21 protein-coding genes, 1 tRNA gene and 1 pseudogene are annotated in these 18349 nt (G+C 35.8%); 18 read left to right on the forward strand and 5 right to left on the reverse strand.

Annotated features, from left to right (window positions below; all coding sequences use genetic code 11):
• The first annotated feature begins 251 nt into the window (after window positions 1-251).
• Both BPMYX0001_RS05720 and BPMYX0001_RS05725 read left to right on the forward strand, forming a co-directional pair.
• Entirely contained in the window at window positions 252-587 is a 336-nt protein-coding gene (locus BPMYX0001_RS05720; RefSeq protein WP_033798744.1) for a hypothetical protein, read from the forward strand.
• Window positions 588-680: 93 nt separating this feature from the next.
• Window positions 681-869, forward strand: coding sequence for a hypothetical protein (locus BPMYX0001_RS05725; protein ID WP_006094041.1), 189 nt, complete (start codon window positions 681-683; stop codon window positions 867-869).
• Window positions 870-988: 119 nt separating this feature from the next.
• On the opposite strand, the gene BPMYX0001_RS05730 is transcribed toward BPMYX0001_RS05725, so the two are convergent.
• Window positions 989-1387 (reverse strand): hypothetical protein, encoded by a 399-nt coding sequence (locus BPMYX0001_RS05730; protein ID WP_018781090.1) that lies wholly within the window; start codon window positions 1385-1387, stop codon window positions 989-991.
• A gap of 15 nt (window positions 1388-1402) precedes the next feature.
• Window positions 1403-1714 carry a hypothetical protein gene (locus tag BPMYX0001_RS05735; RefSeq protein ID WP_033798745.1) on the reverse strand — a complete coding sequence of 104 codons (312 nt, stop codon included), beginning with the start codon at window positions 1712-1714 and terminating at the stop codon, window positions 1403-1405.
• A 1622-nt stretch (window positions 1715-3336) separates the two neighbouring features.
• On the opposite strand from BPMYX0001_RS05735, the gene BPMYX0001_RS05745 reads away from it, so the two are divergent.
• The 8 genes from BPMYX0001_RS05745 to BPMYX0001_RS34490 all read left to right on the forward strand — a co-directional run bounded on the left by BPMYX0001_RS05745 (window position 3337) and on the right by BPMYX0001_RS34490 (window position 9251).
• Window positions 3337-3546, forward strand: a complete 210-nt coding sequence (locus tag BPMYX0001_RS05745; RefSeq protein ID WP_018781086.1) for a helix-turn-helix domain-containing protein — start codon at window positions 3337-3339, stop codon at window positions 3544-3546.
• A gap of 29 nt (window positions 3547-3575) precedes the next feature.
• Window positions 3576-4394, forward strand: a complete 819-nt coding sequence (locus tag BPMYX0001_RS05750; protein WP_006094050.1) for a MarR family transcriptional regulator — start codon at window positions 3576-3578, stop codon at window positions 4392-4394.
• 99 nt (window positions 4395-4493) lie between these two features.
• Complete coding sequence (locus tag BPMYX0001_RS05755; protein ID WP_224795964.1) at window positions 4494-5231, forward strand: BRO family protein; 738 nt, start codon at window positions 4494-4496, stop codon at window positions 5229-5231.
• 95 nt (window positions 5232-5326) lie between these two features.
• Window positions 5327-6004: a hypothetical protein gene (locus BPMYX0001_RS05760; RefSeq protein ID WP_006094052.1), complete on the forward strand. Its 678-nt coding sequence runs from the start codon at window positions 5327-5329 to the stop codon at window positions 6002-6004.
• A 75-nt stretch (window positions 6005-6079) separates the two neighbouring features.
• Window positions 6080-6766, forward strand: a complete 687-nt coding sequence (locus BPMYX0001_RS05765) for a hypothetical protein (RefSeq protein WP_006094059.1) — start codon at window positions 6080-6082, stop codon at window positions 6764-6766.
• Between the two features lie 13 nt (window positions 6767-6779).
• Complete coding sequence (locus BPMYX0001_RS05770) at window positions 6780-7442, forward strand: HGGxSTG domain-containing protein (RefSeq protein WP_006094060.1); 663 nt, start codon at window positions 6780-6782, stop codon at window positions 7440-7442.
• Window positions 7443-8025: 583 nt separating this feature from the next.
• A complete protein-coding gene (locus BPMYX0001_RS05775) occupies window positions 8026-9120 on the forward strand; it encodes a response regulator aspartate phosphatase (RefSeq protein WP_006094061.1) in 1095 nt (364 codons plus the stop codon).
• Window positions 9117-9251 (forward strand): hypothetical protein, encoded by a 135-nt coding sequence (locus BPMYX0001_RS34490; RefSeq protein ID WP_018781079.1) that lies wholly within the window; start codon window positions 9117-9119, stop codon window positions 9249-9251. Before BPMYX0001_RS05775 ends, BPMYX0001_RS34490 begins: the two co-directional genes overlap by 4 nt.
• A 790-nt stretch (window positions 9252-10041) precedes the next feature.
• Here the strand turns inward: BPMYX0001_RS34490 and BPMYX0001_RS05785 are convergent.
• The 3 genes from BPMYX0001_RS05785 to BPMYX0001_RS05795 all read right to left on the reverse strand — a co-directional run bounded on the left by BPMYX0001_RS05785 (window position 10042) and on the right by BPMYX0001_RS05795 (window position 12146).
• Window positions 10042-10824 carry a helix-turn-helix domain-containing protein gene (locus tag BPMYX0001_RS05785; RefSeq protein WP_006094065.1) on the reverse strand — a complete coding sequence of 261 codons (783 nt, stop codon included), beginning with the start codon at window positions 10822-10824 and terminating at the stop codon, window positions 10042-10044.
• Between the two features lie 157 nt (window positions 10825-10981).
• Entirely contained in the window at window positions 10982-11902 is a 921-nt protein-coding gene (locus BPMYX0001_RS05790) for a tyrosine-type recombinase/integrase (protein WP_006094066.1), read from the reverse strand.
• 171 nt (window positions 11903-12073) lie between these two features.
• Window positions 12074-12146 (reverse strand) — tRNA-Val (locus tag BPMYX0001_RS05795).
• Between the two features lie 304 nt (window positions 12147-12450).
• Here BPMYX0001_RS05795 and BPMYX0001_RS05800 point away from each other — a divergent pair.
• The 8 genes and pseudogenes from BPMYX0001_RS05800 to BPMYX0001_RS05830 all read left to right on the forward strand — a co-directional run bounded on the left by BPMYX0001_RS05800 (window position 12451) and on the right by BPMYX0001_RS05830 (window position 18299).
• Window positions 12451-12993, forward strand: coding sequence for a hypothetical protein (locus tag BPMYX0001_RS05800; protein WP_033798746.1), 543 nt, complete (start codon window positions 12451-12453; stop codon window positions 12991-12993).
• Between the two features lie 118 nt (window positions 12994-13111).
• A complete protein-coding gene (locus tag BPMYX0001_RS05805) occupies window positions 13112-13333 on the forward strand; it encodes a hypothetical protein (RefSeq protein ID WP_006094068.1) in 222 nt (73 codons plus the stop codon).
• Window positions 13334-13493: 160 nt separating this feature from the next.
• Window positions 13494-14762 (forward strand): D-alanyl-D-alanine carboxypeptidase family protein, encoded by a 1269-nt coding sequence (locus BPMYX0001_RS05810; protein ID WP_033798747.1) that lies wholly within the window; start codon window positions 13494-13496, stop codon window positions 14760-14762.
• 135 nt (window positions 14763-14897) lie between these two features.
• Window positions 14898-15473 (forward strand): signal peptidase I SipW, encoded by a 576-nt coding sequence (sipW, locus tag BPMYX0001_RS05815; protein WP_016113886.1) that lies wholly within the window; start codon window positions 14898-14900, stop codon window positions 15471-15473.
• A 67-nt stretch (window positions 15474-15540) separates the two neighbouring features.
• A pseudogene (locus BPMYX0001_RS32235) lies at window positions 15541-15724 on the forward strand (TasA family protein); the annotation flags it as partial.
• 244 nt (window positions 15725-15968) lie between these two features.
• Window positions 15969-16805, forward strand: a complete 837-nt coding sequence (locus BPMYX0001_RS05820; RefSeq protein ID WP_240516944.1) for a DUF4047 domain-containing protein — start codon at window positions 15969-15971, stop codon at window positions 16803-16805.
• Window positions 16806-16966: 161 nt separating this feature from the next.
• A complete protein-coding gene (locus BPMYX0001_RS05825) occupies window positions 16967-17557 on the forward strand; it encodes a CalY family protein (protein WP_006094072.1) in 591 nt (196 codons plus the stop codon).
• Between the two features lie 73 nt (window positions 17558-17630).
• A complete protein-coding gene (locus tag BPMYX0001_RS05830; protein WP_033798749.1) occupies window positions 17631-18299 on the forward strand; it encodes a TasA family protein in 669 nt (222 codons plus the stop codon).
• Window positions 18300-18349 lie beyond the last annotated feature (50 nt).

Below are 18349 nucleotides of genomic sequence, written 5' to 3' on the forward strand. Positions count from 1 at the left end.
TTAATAAAAAAATCAGAACGGGGTTATACGTGTTATAGGTTTTAAAACTAAATAACTTTATTATCATTTTACACAGTCATCTTCGTAACTTTTCGGCTATCGAGGTGTAAGATCCTCGGTTTGAACGAGTTTTTTCTATTAAATATTAGTGCAGTATTACCTCAGCAGACCAATCGTAAAAAATGACTATAAGGTTGTTTCTTTTTAGTTCAGACAACTCTATAATCGTTTATATTGGGAGGTGACATAAAGTGATTCCTGTCTTGGAATATGAAGATTTGTGGGGCACTACCTTAAAAGTTGAATATACATTAGGTTCAATAAACTTTTTTATTACTGATGAGTATAGGAGACTTATTCATCTTGTATTCTTAGAAAGGGACGCTCATAAATTTATAAGTATTCTACATGGTAATAAATCTATGGATCTTATAGATGACGAGGGAAAAATGATGAAATTTCAAGCGTTAAATGATGGTTGTTTTGGGATTTCTATAGTATCTAAGAAGACAAGAGGTGGATTTCGATTTAATAAGATTCAAACTCAAGGGTTAATGAATTGTTTTCAAAGTATATGTGATTTATAAGTATGACTGAGGTGACATCTAGAAAGGGATTCAATGCGGTACTTGTTCTGGATTTTATAAATAAACATTAAAATGAGAAAGGGAGTTTTAACTATGAAGAAAGTAAAATCGGTAGCGTTTAACGTAGCAGATCCTATGGAGTTTGACCTATATCACTACGCAGCTAAGCAGCAGTATTTTAGCACTTACATAAAAAGATTAATCCAAAGAGATATGGAAGATGGAAAGAGAATCATGCTTGAGATGGAACAAGCTAGCGAGATCTACTCGAAGAAAAACTAAGGAGCTTACCTATAGAGGTGGGCTCTTTTTTATACTCGAAAGAATCAGACAAGCATAATCCCGTCCTAAATTTAGAACGGGGTTAAAAATATAGTTGTTTAATTTTTGATGTAAACGGCTCACGGGAATGTGATTCCGCGAATTGTACGAAGCATCGCGGCAACCTCATTAACCATACTGTGGGTCTTTTCAATAGTGTTACAACTAGCCATTGTAATTTCTAAGAATATTTCATTTTCCATAGGAAAATGGGTAACGTAAAGCATGCAATCGTCTTTATAACCTACTACCCAACCTTTTTGAGGATAAACTGTTGGTGGAAAATGAAAATGAGGAGAATCACTTCTACTAACATTAGAAAATCCCATTTTTTCCAAGTTACCTGCAATAATACTCCGCACTCTGCCAACTTTTGTTTTACCAGAAAGTAATTGCCCAGATACTCCCGCCGAGGAGGGGGACGAACCGAAGCTGCCAACATGCCGAGTCGAGATATACGTGATTAATGGTACTGCCATAGAATTCCCTCCTAGTTAATCAATAATATAGCTTGGATATTCTATTCGCCGGGCTATAAGCTCAACAGCATGAACCACACTTTGGGCATCTTCTAGAGTGTTTCCAGAACCAACCATAATTTGATAGTATCGATTTGGTCCTGAAACCATAAAAAATTGTATTATGACAGTAGCACCGTTTGTTTCGCTTTCACCAATAACACCTTGTTGATAAAAATTTATATTTGTAAATCTTGAACGCATCATCTCGTCTACAATCAACTGCTTAAATTTCATAAGGTCATGAAGTATAGGTCGTTGATATCCTTGAGGATATACTACCGGCATAAAATTCCCCCCATTAGAGTTTCAACTTTTCAATTGAATATATTCGATATGAAAGTACTTTATGTATGGATATGGCGTATTAGCCCATCCCTTTTGTTCAAGTAACAGGTGGTTTTCTTGAATGTGATTTGTATATTGATTTTCAACAATCGGGCGCTTTAATTCTAAGGTACAGCAAAGAAGATCCTTAGAGGGCTATTAGAAAAAACTGCTTAGGTGAGGGGGCACGATTCGCTCAGTCCTTACCGAAGGAGGTACTCAAGAGAAAGAGTACATCAACGAGTGGAACTTGAATCGCTTAATTATAAAGTCAAAACTACCTAGTGCATAACGCTTCGAAAGATGGGTATTTAATGAAGTACTACCAAGCTTACGACAAAATAAAGGTTATGTAGTTGAGACTAGCGAGACTGAGTTTATCGAGAAACACTTTACAGGGTTATCTGATAATCTAAAGAGAATGATGGTTATGGAGTTAAATGAGAATAAAAAGAAGTTACACGAAGAGATTAAGCAAAAGAACGATATCATCTCAGTATTACAGCCAAAAACAAACTTCTGAGTACATAATTCTTGAGTATAAGGGAGATCAATCGGTTAGTGGTGTCATGTTAATGTTCGAAGATGATATGTTAACTGGAAAAGATAAATACGAATTTGAGAAGGAGAGCCAATAGGTTCTCTTTTTTTTGCATTCTCGAGTGAACCACGAGGTGTGACTTTTAGGTTACCGCTGTTGAATTTCAATTACCGTATTTAGATTACTAATTCAAAACAGTAGAGCGACACGAGACAGCAACCTCAAAAGTTTTTCTCATATAGTTTCGCTCAGAGACCACTTAACGTTTCAAACACCTAAAGGCAATACATGAGTAAAACTATTCGAAAAGTTTTCAATAAGTATAAAACCAGTAGTACCAAAGGTTTGGCGATTCATGAGTCGGACGCAGAGGGTAAGTTCGACAGGGAATGACTTGAAAAATGTGACACTTGTAGTGATTACTGTATGAGGACAAAATTTAAGAGTTTTGTCACAGTTTTTCTATTTATATATATGAAGGACCAGAAAGAGAAAAAGCTATATCTCACAATATAGTATTCTCTGATATGCAACTCTTCTGGTAACTACAGTTATGAAGGGGAAAAATGAGGAAAATTATTTTCCTCCAAAGAATGCTAACTCTTTTGTCACACAAGACTCATATTAGTTTATGTAAGGTGAATTTAAGAGTCTTGTAACACTTTCCGTACATCTTTTATGAGGACAAAAATTTAAGAGTTTTGTCACAGTTTTGCTATCTACACTTATGAGGGCACAAAAAAAGACTTTTTCTAATTTAATGCTTCGAGGTGGATTCTAACTAGCTTATAAATAAATTATTTGTAGGTTGGTAGAGTTCATCTCTAGGGATATATTGAGTTGCTTCTTATTAGCGGATGCTGATTGAGGTTTATCACCTTTCTTCCTCATGAGTTCGCTGTGAAGCTTTTTGTTGTAAGTTACCTCCATTGCTTGGTTAGTCAGTTCGATCCCCCTTGAGCTGGCTCCCTTTTTGGAGAGTAGTTGGTAAACAAGCGAAACTAAACAAATTAACAACAAATAATATATAGGAGGCTACGAGATGGGATTCTATGTAGATATCAAAAGATTAACTTGCAAGAGAGGAATCACATTAGATCAACTCAGTGATAAAACAGGGATTCACAAGGCTAATCTTAGTAGAATGGCTTACGGAGAACCTGTAACAATGAGAACGGTCAATAAGATTGCTATAGCGTTAAACATTAAAGAAGCTAATGAATTGCTAACATTTAGAAAAGAAGAATACTAAAAAAGGGAAAGCAGGGAGGAGAAAACTAAATGGTTACTACAGAAATGACAGGTAAAGAATTAGTCGAAGCAGGATATGAACTTGTGAGTCTAGCTCAAAAGGAAGCCCGAAAGAAATACCTAAATAGTATGAGCCAACGAGATGGGAGACATTTTATCATGATGAAACGAGATAATTTCAAAGTAATCAAAGAGAATTTAACTTTACAGCAGCATGGAGTATTACTTTATTTAGCAACTTGTATGAAAATTAATCGAGGTGGGAAATTGTTCACTGAGAAAGGTGATCTACTAACAGTTAAACACTTGGTAGCAAGCTTAGATAAAACACGTTCTCAAGTTAATAAAACCCTATCAGAATTAGAATCTAATGGATTAATCACTCGTGAGACGGTAGGGAAAACAACTTATGTAAATATGACTGACGCAGTATTTGTTTGTGAGAAATTAAAAGAGGAATACAAGGTAGTTAAAATCTTCAAAGCTCACCTACAAGAGAAAGCAAAGTCTATCTCGTTAAATGCTCTAGGGTTGTTTGGAATGATGCTTTCTTATATGAGTTGGAATACTAACTTAATTGTTGAGAATCCTGATGAGGAAGAAACTAGTAGGATTGTACTCTTAAAGCGTAAGCACCTAGAGGGGTTGCTTGGACTGTCTCGGCCTACTGTTAAAAAGTTAATGGACGAGTTAGGGAAGAATCGCTTGATTGTAGAGATTAAGTCGGTCACAGAAGCTATCTGTTTAGATCCTAAAGCAGTAAGTCGTCAAGCTAAAAAGATTACTTTGGAGGAACTACTGGATAATATCGAGAAAGCCTCCTTCTCTAAAGATAACTTCAAGAAATAAAACTACAGAATTCATCACCGTAACATTACCACAGAGAAATTTCAAAAGTAAAACCCTAATAGTATCACCTTAAGGGAAAAACAAAGGAGATAAATCATGATGAATAACTTACTAGTGTTTGACCATGAAGAATTAGGACAAGTTAGAAGTATCAAACAAGGAGAAGAAATTTACTTTGTAGCTAAAGATGTATCAGACATTTTAGAGTTTAGGGACGCATACACCGCTACTAGAGGGCTGGACGATGATGAAAAGCTCTTACACACAATTTATGTAGCAGGTCAAAACAGAGAAGTAACACTTATTAACGAGTCAGGTCTCTACGGTTTAATTCTAACGAGTCGCAAGCCACAAGCTAAAGCCTTTAAGAAATGGATTACCAGTGAGGTGCTACCTAGTATCCGTAAAGATGGTGGCTATCTTGTAACAACTGAGGAAGATGATGAACAAGCTATCATGGCTAAAGCGTTATTGCTAGCTCAGAGAACACTCGAAAGAAAGAATGTACAACTTAAGCAAGCTGAGGAGACTATTAAGATACAAGTTCCAAAGGTTGAATACACTGACAAGGTTCTTTCCACAGAAGGATACTACACAGCAACCGAGGTAGCAAAGATATTTGGTATGCGATCACCTCAAGGGTTGTATAACAAGTTAGTGGATAAGAAAATTATCTATAAGAGCAGAAAAAAGAATTACCTCCACAAAGCAGAGTATTCATTCCTAAGAGATGAGAATTACATCAGATACCAAACTACAGCGTTCGGACTTCAAATGTTGTTCTCCGAGTTGGGACGCTATTGGATTGCTCAACAGTTAGGAATTATTACTCAGTAATCCCCACGTAGTACAACTTCTAAAATATTAATCCTCATAATTCCCCATGAGGTGGCGAACCCAAACTAATTAAAACTAAGGAGATGTGATCATTTATGTTAAACAAATTATTCGGCTCAAACAAAAAGGTTAAAACTGTAGAGGCTGCACAGAGCGATTTAAATAAAGTTGATGAGCTAGTTGTTTCCTTGGAAACTAAACGGAATGAGCTACAAAGTACTATCTCTAAAATCAACAATGCTATGAATATCATCGAGGCAACTATTCTGATTGACCCTAGCAACGCAAACTTAAATACAAAAGCAAAAGGTGAGAAGCAACTAGGGGAGTTAAACAACGAGGTTCAATCAGTGCAAGCTGAGCTAGATAAAGCTAGAGAACAACGCCAGGAAGCACAGCAAGCCTACGTACACTCAAAAGGTGAGCAAGTGAAGAAAGAACATATTGAGGCTTCTGCTAAGGATAAAGCTACTTATCACTTATCAGACTTTGCAGAGCGACTAGGTAAAGATTGCTTTGCAGGTAAAGGCTACGAGGATTTAGGCTTGGCATTCGGCTTTGGAGAAACTAAGTCATTCCATCCAGATAGTGAAGAGTTCAAGTACATTCAGGAGTTAGGTAAAGAGATTAATAGCGAGTCAGATAAGAAAGGTGAGGCGATTGTTATTGAAGCTCTACAAGCAATGTTGACCGTCCTCAATAAGCATGGCATTGAGTTAACTGAGAAGGGTAACAGCTTAATGAAACACTTTAAAGCAGAAACTAACAAATAATAACTGACAGCAACTCTGCCTTGCTGGTGGCACTGGTGAGGCAGGCAATCTATTAAACTACAGAGGTGAAAACACATGAGTTACAAACGACACGAATTGAATTTAATCGAGTCCTTTTCAGAAGGTATTAAACAAGGTGAAGACCTAGTGAAAGACGCTGAATTGTTCTCGGTAGGCACTCACAGAGGTCAAAAGTATGAGGTAGTAGATCTACAGAGGTTAGCCAATAATTTTAATGCTGAGGAGCAGATACCTATTCAGTTAGATCACTCAGAGTCAATCAAGGATACTGTAGGCTTTCTTGAAGAGGTAAAAGTTCAAGGGGATAAGCTTATTGGCAAACTGCGAGTAATCGATGAGTTCACTAAAGAACGTATCTCCAAAAAGTTAATGAAGAAACTCTCTATCTCATTCTACACAAACAATGAAGGTAAACCTGAGAAGCTACGTGAGGTTCCTCTAGTGGCCTTCCCTCAAGTTAAAACCGCTCAACTATTCCATGAGAACGGCAACTCGATAGCTGATCTACAGCGTAAAGCTGATATTCTCTCACGAGAAGCAAATCTACTATTACAATACTCAGAGATACGAAATAAGGCTCAACGATTGGAGTTAGGGCTAAAACCGTTAACTAAGGAATTCAATAAGCGAGAAGCACCTAAGAAGCCGACAACTCGTGAGATTGAAGCTGCCAAGAAGGCTCAAGAAGAATTTGACAAGTTCTATGCAGAATACACAAGTAATCTACATTGGAGTAACTAACGAGGTGATACTAATGAATAAACCAGCACCAAGAAAAGGAGCTAGACCATCTAAATTAGATGATCCAAGACTGAAAGCTTTAGCTGAGAAGGTTGCGGTTGCCAAGGAGAAAGACAATCAGGAAGCTCTCAAGAAACTCCGTAGCCAGCTCAAGAAGGAACCGACTATATGCGGTGCTATCAAGGGTGACGGTAGGTTGTGCCTGAGAAAGCCACACATTAAAGAGGATGGTTCTACTAATGGAAAATGTCCGTTCCATGGCGGTAAGTCTACCGGGCAAAAAACTGAGGAGGGGAGGAAGAAAGCTATGGCAAATTTAAACCCCAGAGCTAACCTTATTCACGGAGCTTACTCAAAAGAATTCAAAGAGATGCTATCTCAAGGGGAGACTGACTTGTACAACGGGTTAATGGATTACTACATTGAAAACTATGAGGTCGATCCGTTTAACCTTGTACTCGTAGACCGATTTGCTATCAATACTGTTAAATCTATGAGAATGGACTCTAAGGACTTCTTGCGAGATAGCAAAGCTTACAACGATACTGAGGTAAAACTTATCCGTTTCGCTGAGTCCCTAGGATTGAACCAAAAGTTTAAGCAATCTAAGGAACATAAAGATAACGCTAGTAAAGTAGATCTTAATGCGTTATTTGACATGGGAAATGAACAGTAAGTAAATATATGAGATGGCGACCCACTAGGCACACTTTGCAGGTAGAAAAACAGTCGTCCTCAGTGTTAAATCCTAGGAAATTAGTGAATTTGACTACAAGAGAGAAGCTTTCAAGCCTCACAATAAATACAAACAAGCTACTAAGCGAGCTTAAGGAGGAGATGCTTATGAGCAGACACATTACTTACCTAGCTCTGAGGAGGATATCGATTCTGTGAAGCAAAAGCTACTTAGCGTGTATTCTAACATATTTAACTCTATAGTTATCCCGCTCAGATTAACTGTAAGTGAAGTAACTGAGCTAGAATACCAAGGAGGCCAAGCTGAGGAGAAAGCCAATTTACGTCTCCTAGAGAGTGAGTATGGAGAGTTGTAATGCTAAAGAGGAGAGCCTAAAAGGTTGCTCCTTTCTTTGTGTGCATGTGATCTTGGGGAAATAAGGTTTGTAGCTAAGGAGTTATATTTAAAAATATTTTATTCTGAATATTCTTGAGAAATAGAAATATAGCCTTTTTTGTTTATTCAAATTTTGCTATTGTTTATTATAGGGAGTTTTTATATAAAAAGGATGAGGAGGTTATTTATGAACGTTCAAACAAAGGGGAATGAGCAAGTAATCCAATTATTAAACGAATGGTATTTAGAGATTCGCTCGAGACATTTAGATAAAGCAAGGGATTTAAAATTAAAAGTGGAGGCGAAAGTTAATGAGGTTAAAGACAACTCAGAGTTATTGCAGCATTACTTACTTCTCGATTTTCGATACAATTACTTAATTGATAACTTGAGAGTATCTAAAGATAGTTTTGATGAAATCGACCTTTATGGTGTACCAACAAATAGCTCGCTAGCGTACTATTATCATTTTTTTAAAGCTATCCACTCTAATGCAATTGGTGAATATACTTTAGCTAAAGAGCACTATGAGAAAGCTGAATCTCTTCTAAGGTATATTTCTGATGAACTTGAACATGCAGAGTTTTACTATAAATTAGCTACATTCCGTTATCATGTTTATCAAGCGCTGTTAGCAATTACTCATGTAACGAAAGCTAAAGAGATATTCTCTAAACATGATGGCAATGAGTTAAATCTTGCTTTTTGTAATAACCTTTATGGACTAGCTTGTGTTCATTTAAGAGAATGGGAATTGGCTGAGGAGCATTTGACTTCTGCAATGAATACTTTTCAAAAGATAGAGGAAGAGCACTTTATCCTTATGGTTCGCCAAAATCTAGGTTTAATGTATGCAAGTCAAAACCTCTCTTCATTGGCTATTCGTTATTTATCTGAAGTTAATGAAAAAATGCCAACGAATTACAGAGCTCTATTTGTTGAAGCTAGAGAGCAATTTAAATTAGGTCAAACAGAAATTGCTTTGGAGCTTATCGAAAAAGGTTTAACAATATGTAAACAACTAGAAAACAATGAGTATCAGTACCGATTGATAATTTTAAAATCTATGGTTCAAAATATACCAGCTCAAGAGTTAGAAAAAGTAGTTTTAGCAGGAATGGATTACTTTAAAAGAGAACAACTATGGGAGTATGTTCAAGAGTATACTGAAGTAGTGGCTGTGCAGTACCACAATGAAGGTAACTTTGAACAAGGAAGTAAGTACTTTTATTTAAGTTATGAAGCTAAAAAAGAAGTTCACAAGAAGGAGGCACTAAAATGAAGAAAGTGATACTTGGTTTAATGGGAATTGTAACAATTTTGACGCTAACACTTGGAGTATATACTACAGTAGATGAGCAGCAAACTACTACCCTAGTGAAAACTATGGCAGATGGAAACACTGGAGGTTGATCTCTTTAATAAAGAATTAACAGAAGCAGGGAGAAATCCTTGCTTTATTTTTGTGCAAAATCAGAAGTGGAGTATCATTAAATTAGGATATCCGAGGGGGATTACTGTAGGTGAACGCTCCTTTGCTTTTGTTTGGTTTTCGGTTAATCTGTTAACTTCTTGCCAGCGTACATGTGAGTTAGCATTTTATCGATCTTATCCGCTTTGTCTATTGTATGTATCTTGTTGAGTTGAATAAAAGCGGTATAAAACCTTTTAGCGTCCTCAATTGTATCTAGTTCATAGAAGTCTTTGACTTTACCGTAAAACTTTTGTTGTTTACTTTCCAATGGCTCACCTCGTTTCCTTAGTGGCTTGAGTAGATCATAATCTAAAGGTTCTAGAACCATCAATAGATAATTGGAAAGTTTTTTAATTTATTTTCATAAGAATGATAAAATAGACGAAATTTTATTAGAGACATCTATAAGTTTGACTGTGGAGTTTTCTTTTGGTTGGATACAAATCGGTTGCTCTCATAAAGCGTCTTATAAGTCAATGTGAGAGGTTGTTCTCTCTGGTGTGGCATTCCAGCAGACAATGAAACGAGTACAAATATCCTTAGAAGCCGTACAAGCTCGAACAAGAACCTGATAGTTTACCACCCTTAGCATGCAATCAAGAATATACTTAATAGCACCACCTCAAGGGTTAATGCTGAGAAGGACAGAAACCAGTTGCTAGGGATTATTACTTATCAGTAATAACAATGTGTGAAACGCTAGTGACTCGATAGAGGGCGCTCTTCAGGTTAACCTTGTAGGAAATCAAACAGCTCACACTTAAGCCTTCTTTGCCCAACAGACATCATCTTTGCGAGAACGCCAAACAAGTAGCCTTTGAAGCCTTTTCTAATTTTGTTCATCTTCAGAGCAAATACAGATTGTTTAAATGCTGAGATTGCTATCTCGGTTGTATCAACTAAATCAGGTGCATACTTGTAAGCTGCCAATTTAACTTTTCCCCACATAGCATAGATTTCCTTAGCTGTATAAAAGAAAGGGGATACTGTATTGATAAATTCCATTGGTACACATGAGTTAGTCAAATAAGATACATCTAACTCGTCGATATTAACAGATGCGCTATTACGTATCTTTAATTCTTTAGAGCTTTTAGCTTTAAGTGTAATGGCTTCTTCTTCGTGAGATGGCTCCTCAAGTTGCTCAAGAGTAGGCTCAGCAACTTCTTTGCAAGATGCCAACGCATGGTGACGCTCGAAAGGATTAATTACACAGATAAACGCTGAGTAGCCACCACTAACAGGTTTAAACTGCTCAATACGAGTAATGATTCCTAATTCGCTGAAACGTTTGAGGGCACGCTGAACAGTACGCTTAGAGTATCCTGTTAGGTCTGCTAATGTATTATTCTTCAGGTAGCTAACTCCAACGAACTTACATGAGTAGTTTGATAGCTTTAGAAGTATCACTCGTTCGCTGTCCTTTAAATTATATTCCTTAAGAGTGCGATCAATAGTTTTGTCCATCTCAGCAACAGACTGAAAGCTTTCATATTGTCTTAATTTCTTCATGCTCTTTTCCTCCTATGTAATTAAGAAGGAACACCCCTTGAGCTAGTACCAATGAGCATGATACAATAGCAAACAAGGAAGCTCCTTCGAGTTTCTTTAGTAGCTGTAGAGAACCCTGTTCGGTCGCCAAACTAGCAGGGTTCTCTTTTTATTTGTCTTAAATCTCAAGTGAATTAAGTGGATTGAACTTATCGTTTTGCTCTCTCAAGGCTGTTCCCCAAAGAGAAAGATACCTCTCAGTCATTCTCAAATTGCTATGTCTTAGCATTCTTTGGAGAGTAAAAACGTCCATTCCAGCCATTAAGCAACGATGAGCAAAAGTATGACGAAAAGTATGAGCTGATAAGCGAACATCTGAGAAGTTCATTACTTGTTTGAGTCTTTTAAATATGAGCTTCACTGAGTTAGGACTCATCTGTTTCCCTTCTCGTGTGGTGAACACGTACTCGGGTAACCTGCCTAGTTCACGCTCCATGAACACTTTGTACTCACAAAACTCCTTTACAAGCTTGTTTGTAAGAGGGACAGTTTGTTGCTTGCGAGCTTTACCGAATAGGGTTACTGTTTGGTTTACTAAGTCCAACTCACTCCAGCGGATATTAATAAGCTCACCAAGCCTTGAGCCAGTTCCTAAAAGGAAGATAATAATGGTATGGTCTCGATAAGCATAGAAGCTTTTATTCCTAGTTTTGAGTCTCCTATAGTAGCGAAGCATTTGCTTGATATGTTCATCTTGGAAGACCTCAATTTTTATGTCCTCTTTAGCCAGTTTCATTTTACGAATAGGGTTTTCTTTCTCGCTGATAATGTCCTCATGTTGTAAATAATTAAAGAAAATCTTGAGATGGTGAAGCTTGGTATTTCTAGTTACTACGTTGTTCCCTCTTGTCTTTTGGCAATACATGAGGTAGCTCTTAACAGTTGCTTCTCTAATGTCTCGTGTATCAATGAGTTCACGCTCAGAGCAGAACTCTTGGAACTCATGTAGGGTAGCCATATAAGATTGAATTGTACGAGGAGACAGATTAGCGAACTCTTTTTCCTCTTTGAAATCCTTCATAGCAAACTTAAGTAGCATTTTCTTATCAGTCCTTTCTTAGTTTTATAGAAACAAAAAAGAGGACTACCTCTGAGCCAGCTGATTAGCTGACTAGAAGTAGTCCTCTTTTAACTTGTGGTGTCTGATGGAGACCTCCACAGTTTTAGCTTTTGAGAATGTCCTCTCAAGCCTTGATACTATTAAGTTTTATGATCCCGGAGAGGCTCGAACTCACGACCTCCACCCTGTCAAGGTGGCGCTCTCCCTGCTGAGCTACGGGATCATGATAAAAGTGATAATTCATATATGTCTGATAATTCTGTTGATTTTATTATACAAACTTAAGTGGCACCTTACAATAGTTTTTAACTACAATGTTTAAAATGGAACCTGGTAGAATAACACATTTATATTTTGTTGGGAGCACATTTTCATGTAGTTTAATAGTAAATAGTAAGAGAATTACTCATTCATGAAGCTGAAGTGATTTTTTGCGTTTCATCAAGTTGAATATTAATTTTATCCTATAATACAATTTAAAATTGATATAATTTAAAATAGGACATAATTTGAAGGGGCGTGTCACATTGTTTAGAAGGAGCGGAAAAGGAATTATTCTTGTTGGGTATCTTGTTTTATTTGGATTAATATTCGGTGGCATTATGTTGTTTTATAAAACAGATAAGAAAGAAATGAATGCTGAAAAGACTGAGCAAATCGAAGAGGTAGATAAATCAAAAGATATTGGAATGAAGATAAGAGAAACGCATAGTGATTTAAATACGATTACTGGTTGGGAAAGGTATGAAAATCTAGAGAAGACCGATGCTCCAGATTGGGAAGTGAACGAATGGGGATTCAAGTTAATTGATACCACTTTAAAAGAAGCTGCCTCGTTGACTAAAGGCAATTTAAAGGAAGATTTAGACCGAGCTAGAAAATTGCTTCATATTTCAATTCAAAATCATGATACAACAGCTTTAGTATATGTTCACCGTATTTTACATGATCTTGATATCGGACAAAACAGATTGGAAGCGAGAGATGTGTTTAACAGTGCAAAAGCTGGTGCTGGTGATGCTAGTGCAATACCTACTTATGAGGATTATATTAAGCAACATAGCAAATAAATATTAAATTTATATTTGTTTTGGTAGGATCTTCTTTTTACAATTTCGTGGAAATAGGGTATAACAGAAACAGAAAATAGGTTTATAAATACTTTATAGATTAAAGAGGTATATACAAATGGTAAGAAAATCTTTCAAGATACGTGTATCTAGAAATAGAACGATCTCAATAAATGGTGCGATTCTTGATGTTGATGTCTCTCATGATGAGTTTTTAGATGAGTTTATTGAATGGGTAGATTCAAAGGGTTGGTCCTTCATGGGAATGACCGATGAGATTACAGAAGAGGAAGCAGGGAATAATTTAATAGATTTATTGGCTGATGAGAAGGACAAGTAAGAATGAGTCCTTCTTATTTTTATGCGTATGATTATGTCTTTTCTTGTAAAATTATGATATAGTGAAAAACGGCAATTAATTTTCCATTTAAATACCAATTTAATGTCGGATTGGTAGAATTAGTATATAAGGCAAAAGAAAATAGAAAAGGGAGAGTCATATGGTGAATTGTAAGAAAATTTCGGTTTTTGTTATGGTGATTTGTTTATTCTTTTTAACGCCTATGACATTGTACGCTGAAACTGGAACTGAACCAGTGCCGGCACCTGGTCCGGGTCCAAATGTGTTTGGACAGTTTGCAGTTTCAATTGATGCAAAAACAGGGGATGTTTTGTATGACAAAAATGCACATCAACATGCATTTCCGGCAAGCATGACGAAAGTATTGACTGCTATTTTATTAATGGAGCATACGAAGCCAGAGGAGCAATTTACGTTTTCACAACCTGCATTAGATCAGGAAAAGAGTAATTATCAACTTGAATTTCAGGTAGGTGAAACAATCAATCGTAATACAGCACTAACAATTTTAATGGTATTAAGTGCAAATGATGTTGCGTATGCAATTGGTGAACGTATTGGCGGAAGTATAGAAAACTTTGCGAATATGATGAACGAGAAAGCGAAGCAGTTAGGAGCAAAGGATAGTCATTTTGTAACGCCGAATGGTTTACATGATCCGAATCATTATACGACGGCATATGATATGGCAATGATCACGAGAGGGGTTCAACAATACCCTGAGATTTTACAAGCTATGAATACGAAACGAACAACGGTTACAACATCTAGACAAACGGTTTCTATTTTTAATAAGGCTACTTATTTCGAAAATCCATATAGTATTGGTGGAAAAACAGGTTTTACAAATGAAGCACGCAATACACTTGTATTATTAAATGAGAAAGATGGTAATCGTATTGTCAATGTTGTGATGGCGTCACAAAGACCAGAGATTTACGAAGATATGCGTCAAATTGCAGATCATTCTTTCTCACAATTTGCTAAGCAAATGGTTTTAGATAAAAATAATTGGCATCAGAAAGCAACATATTTAGATAAAAATATAGATTGTGAACTTGAAAAAAGTGCAGAATTGATGTTGAAGAAAGATGAAGGTAAGAATGTAAAAACAGTCTTTAGAACGGCTCCGGTTGATAAAGAAAAACTATATCAAAAGGGGATTCATCGCGGGGATGTAATTGGAATAGTAGACGTGACGAAAAACAATCAAAAGATTGAAAGTATTAATGTTCTTTCTAAGGAAGATGTTACATTTGCAATGCCGAAAAAAAATATAAAGCCAGCTGAACCTACGTATCCTTTTGGGTTGATGGTAAGTATTGGAGTTGGAATTATTGCTTTAATAATAATCGGTTTATATGTGGTAAGACGAGCTAAAAAGAATGCGGTTTCAGAAGTGGAATAGGCAATGATCAATTGCCTATTTTTTATTGCGTTTTTCATTCGTTCATTATAGTATTGACTTGAGTTCTTTTTTAAGAACAACTTAGGATATCCTAGTTTTTACGTGCATATACATAATAAAGAGGAGGAGATAATGATGAAACTAGTTTGGAAGATTATGAGTAACGTCATCTCATTTGTTTTATTTGCGTTAATGGTTTTTTTAGCGTTTATTGTCATCTCATCAAAAGCAAGCGGCGGGGATCCGACTGTAATGGGATATCAATTTAAAACAGTACTATCTGGATCGATGGAACCAACATTTTTAACAGGGTCAATTATTGCAATCGAACCAACGAAAGATGGATCTAAATATAAAAAAGACGATGTAATTACTTTTAAAGAAAGCGATAAAAAAATTGTAACTCACCGTATTATTGATGTGAAAAACGTAAATGGGAAAGTAATGTATGAAACGAAAGGTGACAATAATAATGGGCCGGATTTAAAACCAGTCTTAGCAGAAAATGTTATTGGGAAATATGGAAATATTACAGTTCCATATGTGGGGTATTTGTTGAATTATGCGAATTCAAAAGCAGGAGCAGCCTTACTTTTAATTATTCCAGGCATATGTTTACTTGGGTACTCTGCAATTTCTATTTTTAGTGCAATCCGTAGCATTGATAGCGAAAAGAAAAAGAAATCTGCAGATGTAGGACAATCTGTATAATTCCGTTATTTTCTCCATTTTAGAGATTATAAATATAAAGATATTATTGGAGAAACCTTCAATACCAGTTAATAATGATGCACTTTTGGAGTTATTAAAGGAGAAGGGAATTAAGGCGGGAAACAAGAATACATTTAAAGTGAAATTTGAGTTTGTAGATAATGGAAAAAAATTAAAATCGATTCCAAGGAGATACGCTTGAGCTGAAATGGACATTTGATGCACAGCAAACAGTTGGTAGCGAGAAATAATTATATAAATAGGCTATCAAATTGATAGTCTATTTATATATATTATTTTCGAACTATTATACGGAGATATGTATACGAGAGATTAGATTGATAGAATTAGGTTTTTTACCATGCAAAAAGGCCATATGCCACAAAAATGTAAAAAAATTCTATATTTTTTATTTGATTTTCGGATTTTATTCTATATAATGAAATTATGTTCTTTATAGAGAATTGAATGCGAGTAATGGGAGAGGTTGGAATGATGAAATCATCAAAAAAAATAAAAACAATACTCATGTTACCATGTATGTGTTCAATAGCTTTCTATATGGGATCACAAGTAGTTACGTATACAGAGGCTGCTTTTGTAAATGAGACAAAAATACATTCTACTGTTTCAACTGCAATTGTATTTCCAAAAACGATTGATACTTTGGTGAAAGAAACGCAACAGCATGAGAATTTGATTTTAAATGGAACTGAAGGAATGAATAAGGAAACGCAAGCTGATTCTGTAGAAGTACTCGAACAAAAAGCGCAGCAATGGAGAGAACAGTTTGAAAAAGTGAAAGTGGAACGTGAAGCCTTGCAACACATATATACAGAAATAGAAGATTATTATAAGCAATCAGTAGAAAATGTAAGAGTAAATAATAGCGATTCAAGTAAGCAAGTGCTTCAATATGTACAAGCGGGTTTTACTAAAGTAGGGAGTATTAAGGATAATGTTGATAAGCAAATATCAGTACAAAAAATGGAAGAATTTATTCTAACCCTACAAAAGAAAATAGAAGAGAAAAAAGCGCAACAGGTTAATAACACGTCTGGAAAAACAGAGCAAGAACAAGTCGTACCTTCTTCTGAGCAAAAAGAGTCAAACAGCCAGGAAGAAATAAAGCAACCATCAAACCCTACGCAAGAACAAGTCGTACCGTCTTCTGGGCAAAAAGAGTCAAACAGCCAAGAAGAAACAAAGCAACCATCAAACCCTACACAAGAACAAGTCGTACCTTCTTCTGAGCAAAAAAAATCAAACAAACAAGAAGAAATAAAGCAACCGTCAAACCCTAAACAAGAACAAGTCAATCAAGCTCAATAAGCGAAAAAGACCAATCCAGTATTATAACAGCCTGAAGAGAATAAAGAAGAAGTGCAGAAACAAGATTCAAGCGCTGTACATGAAAACCACTGATTTTTGGGTTATACCTTCTACAAATGTAGAGGTTAACATAAAAAAATGAAGTTCAGGGGGAATATGGAATGGGAATTAAGAAAAAATTAGGAATGGGTGTTGCATCAGCTGCGTTAGGACTATCTTTAATTGGTGGAGGAACATTTGCATACTTTAGTGATAAGGAAGTATCAAATAATACATTTGCAGCAGGTACATTAGATCTTTCTGTAGATCCAACTACGATTATTGATGTTGATAATATTAAGCCAGGGGATAAAATGACACGTGACTTTAAGCTTGTCAATAATGGTTCATTAGATATAAAAACTGTGAAATTATTAACTAATTATAATGTAATAGATTCAAAAGGAGATAATTCAGAAGACTTTGGTAAGCATATCCGTGTGAATTTCTTCTGGAATTGGGATAAATTAAGTGAGCCTATTTTCTCAACGACATTGGCGGATTTAAAGGCTATGTCTCCAGATGCAGTGGAAGAAAGTATTTTTGCAGGTTGGTTTGCTGAAAAGGGTGGTTTGAAGCATGGTGATTCCGATTATCTTTGGGTACAATATGAATTTGTAGATAATAAGCAAGATCAAAATCAATTCCAAGGTGATAAACTTGAGTTGAAATGGACATTTGAAGCAGAACAAACAGAAGGGTCAGAAAAATAATAGGATTGATAGAAAAAAGGTAGGTTTTTCCTGCCTTTTTTTCATACCAATTCTTGTTATATGAGGGATGCACATGAATAAGAAGTGGTTATTTATCATGAGTATATGTCTGATTCTAGTAGTTTTCATTGGTATTACAAAAAATATTGACCAAGTGTATGCAGAGGAGCGGCGAGAAATAGATATAAGTCTTGAGCCCAAAGAAGTACTATTTCATGTTTCAAATATGAAGCCAGGAGACTGGGCAAATCGAAGTATACGTATTAGTAATGAAGGAACAAAGAAATTATCATATAGTATAAAGAGCGAGGCTTCAGAGGGGTCTACGAAATTATATGAAGCTCTTACGGTCACTGTAAAAGATAAACAAGGAGTGCTGTACGAGGGAAGTCTAAAAGAACTTCAAAGTATGGAAAAGCGTACATTAGCAGTTAATAGAACTGACGAGCTTATCTATACGATACATGTTCCTAAAGAGTTAGGAAATGAGTATCAAGGATTACAAACAATAGTAAAATTTATTTTTTATGCAGAGGGACCAACCGGCAATGGTGAGGGTACCGAAAATGAAATGGGAATCAATCAAATGCAACCTCCTGCATCCATAAATTCTAATAGTAACTGGCAGCTACCACGTACAGGTACGCAGCAAAGCAGTATGATTTTAATAGGGTTTGGCTTAGTATGGTGTGGATTATATTTTTATAAAAAGTATATTCAAATGAAGTATCGGAAGGATTAAGTCTTTTTAAGGATGAATAGAGAATAGTTTCAAAATTAATATTATTTTAT

The sequence above is a fragment of the Bacillus pseudomycoides DSM 12442 genome (genome assembly GCF_000161455.1).
Lineage (GTDB): Bacteria > Bacillota > Bacilli > Bacillales > Bacillaceae_G > Bacillus_A > Bacillus_A pseudomycoides.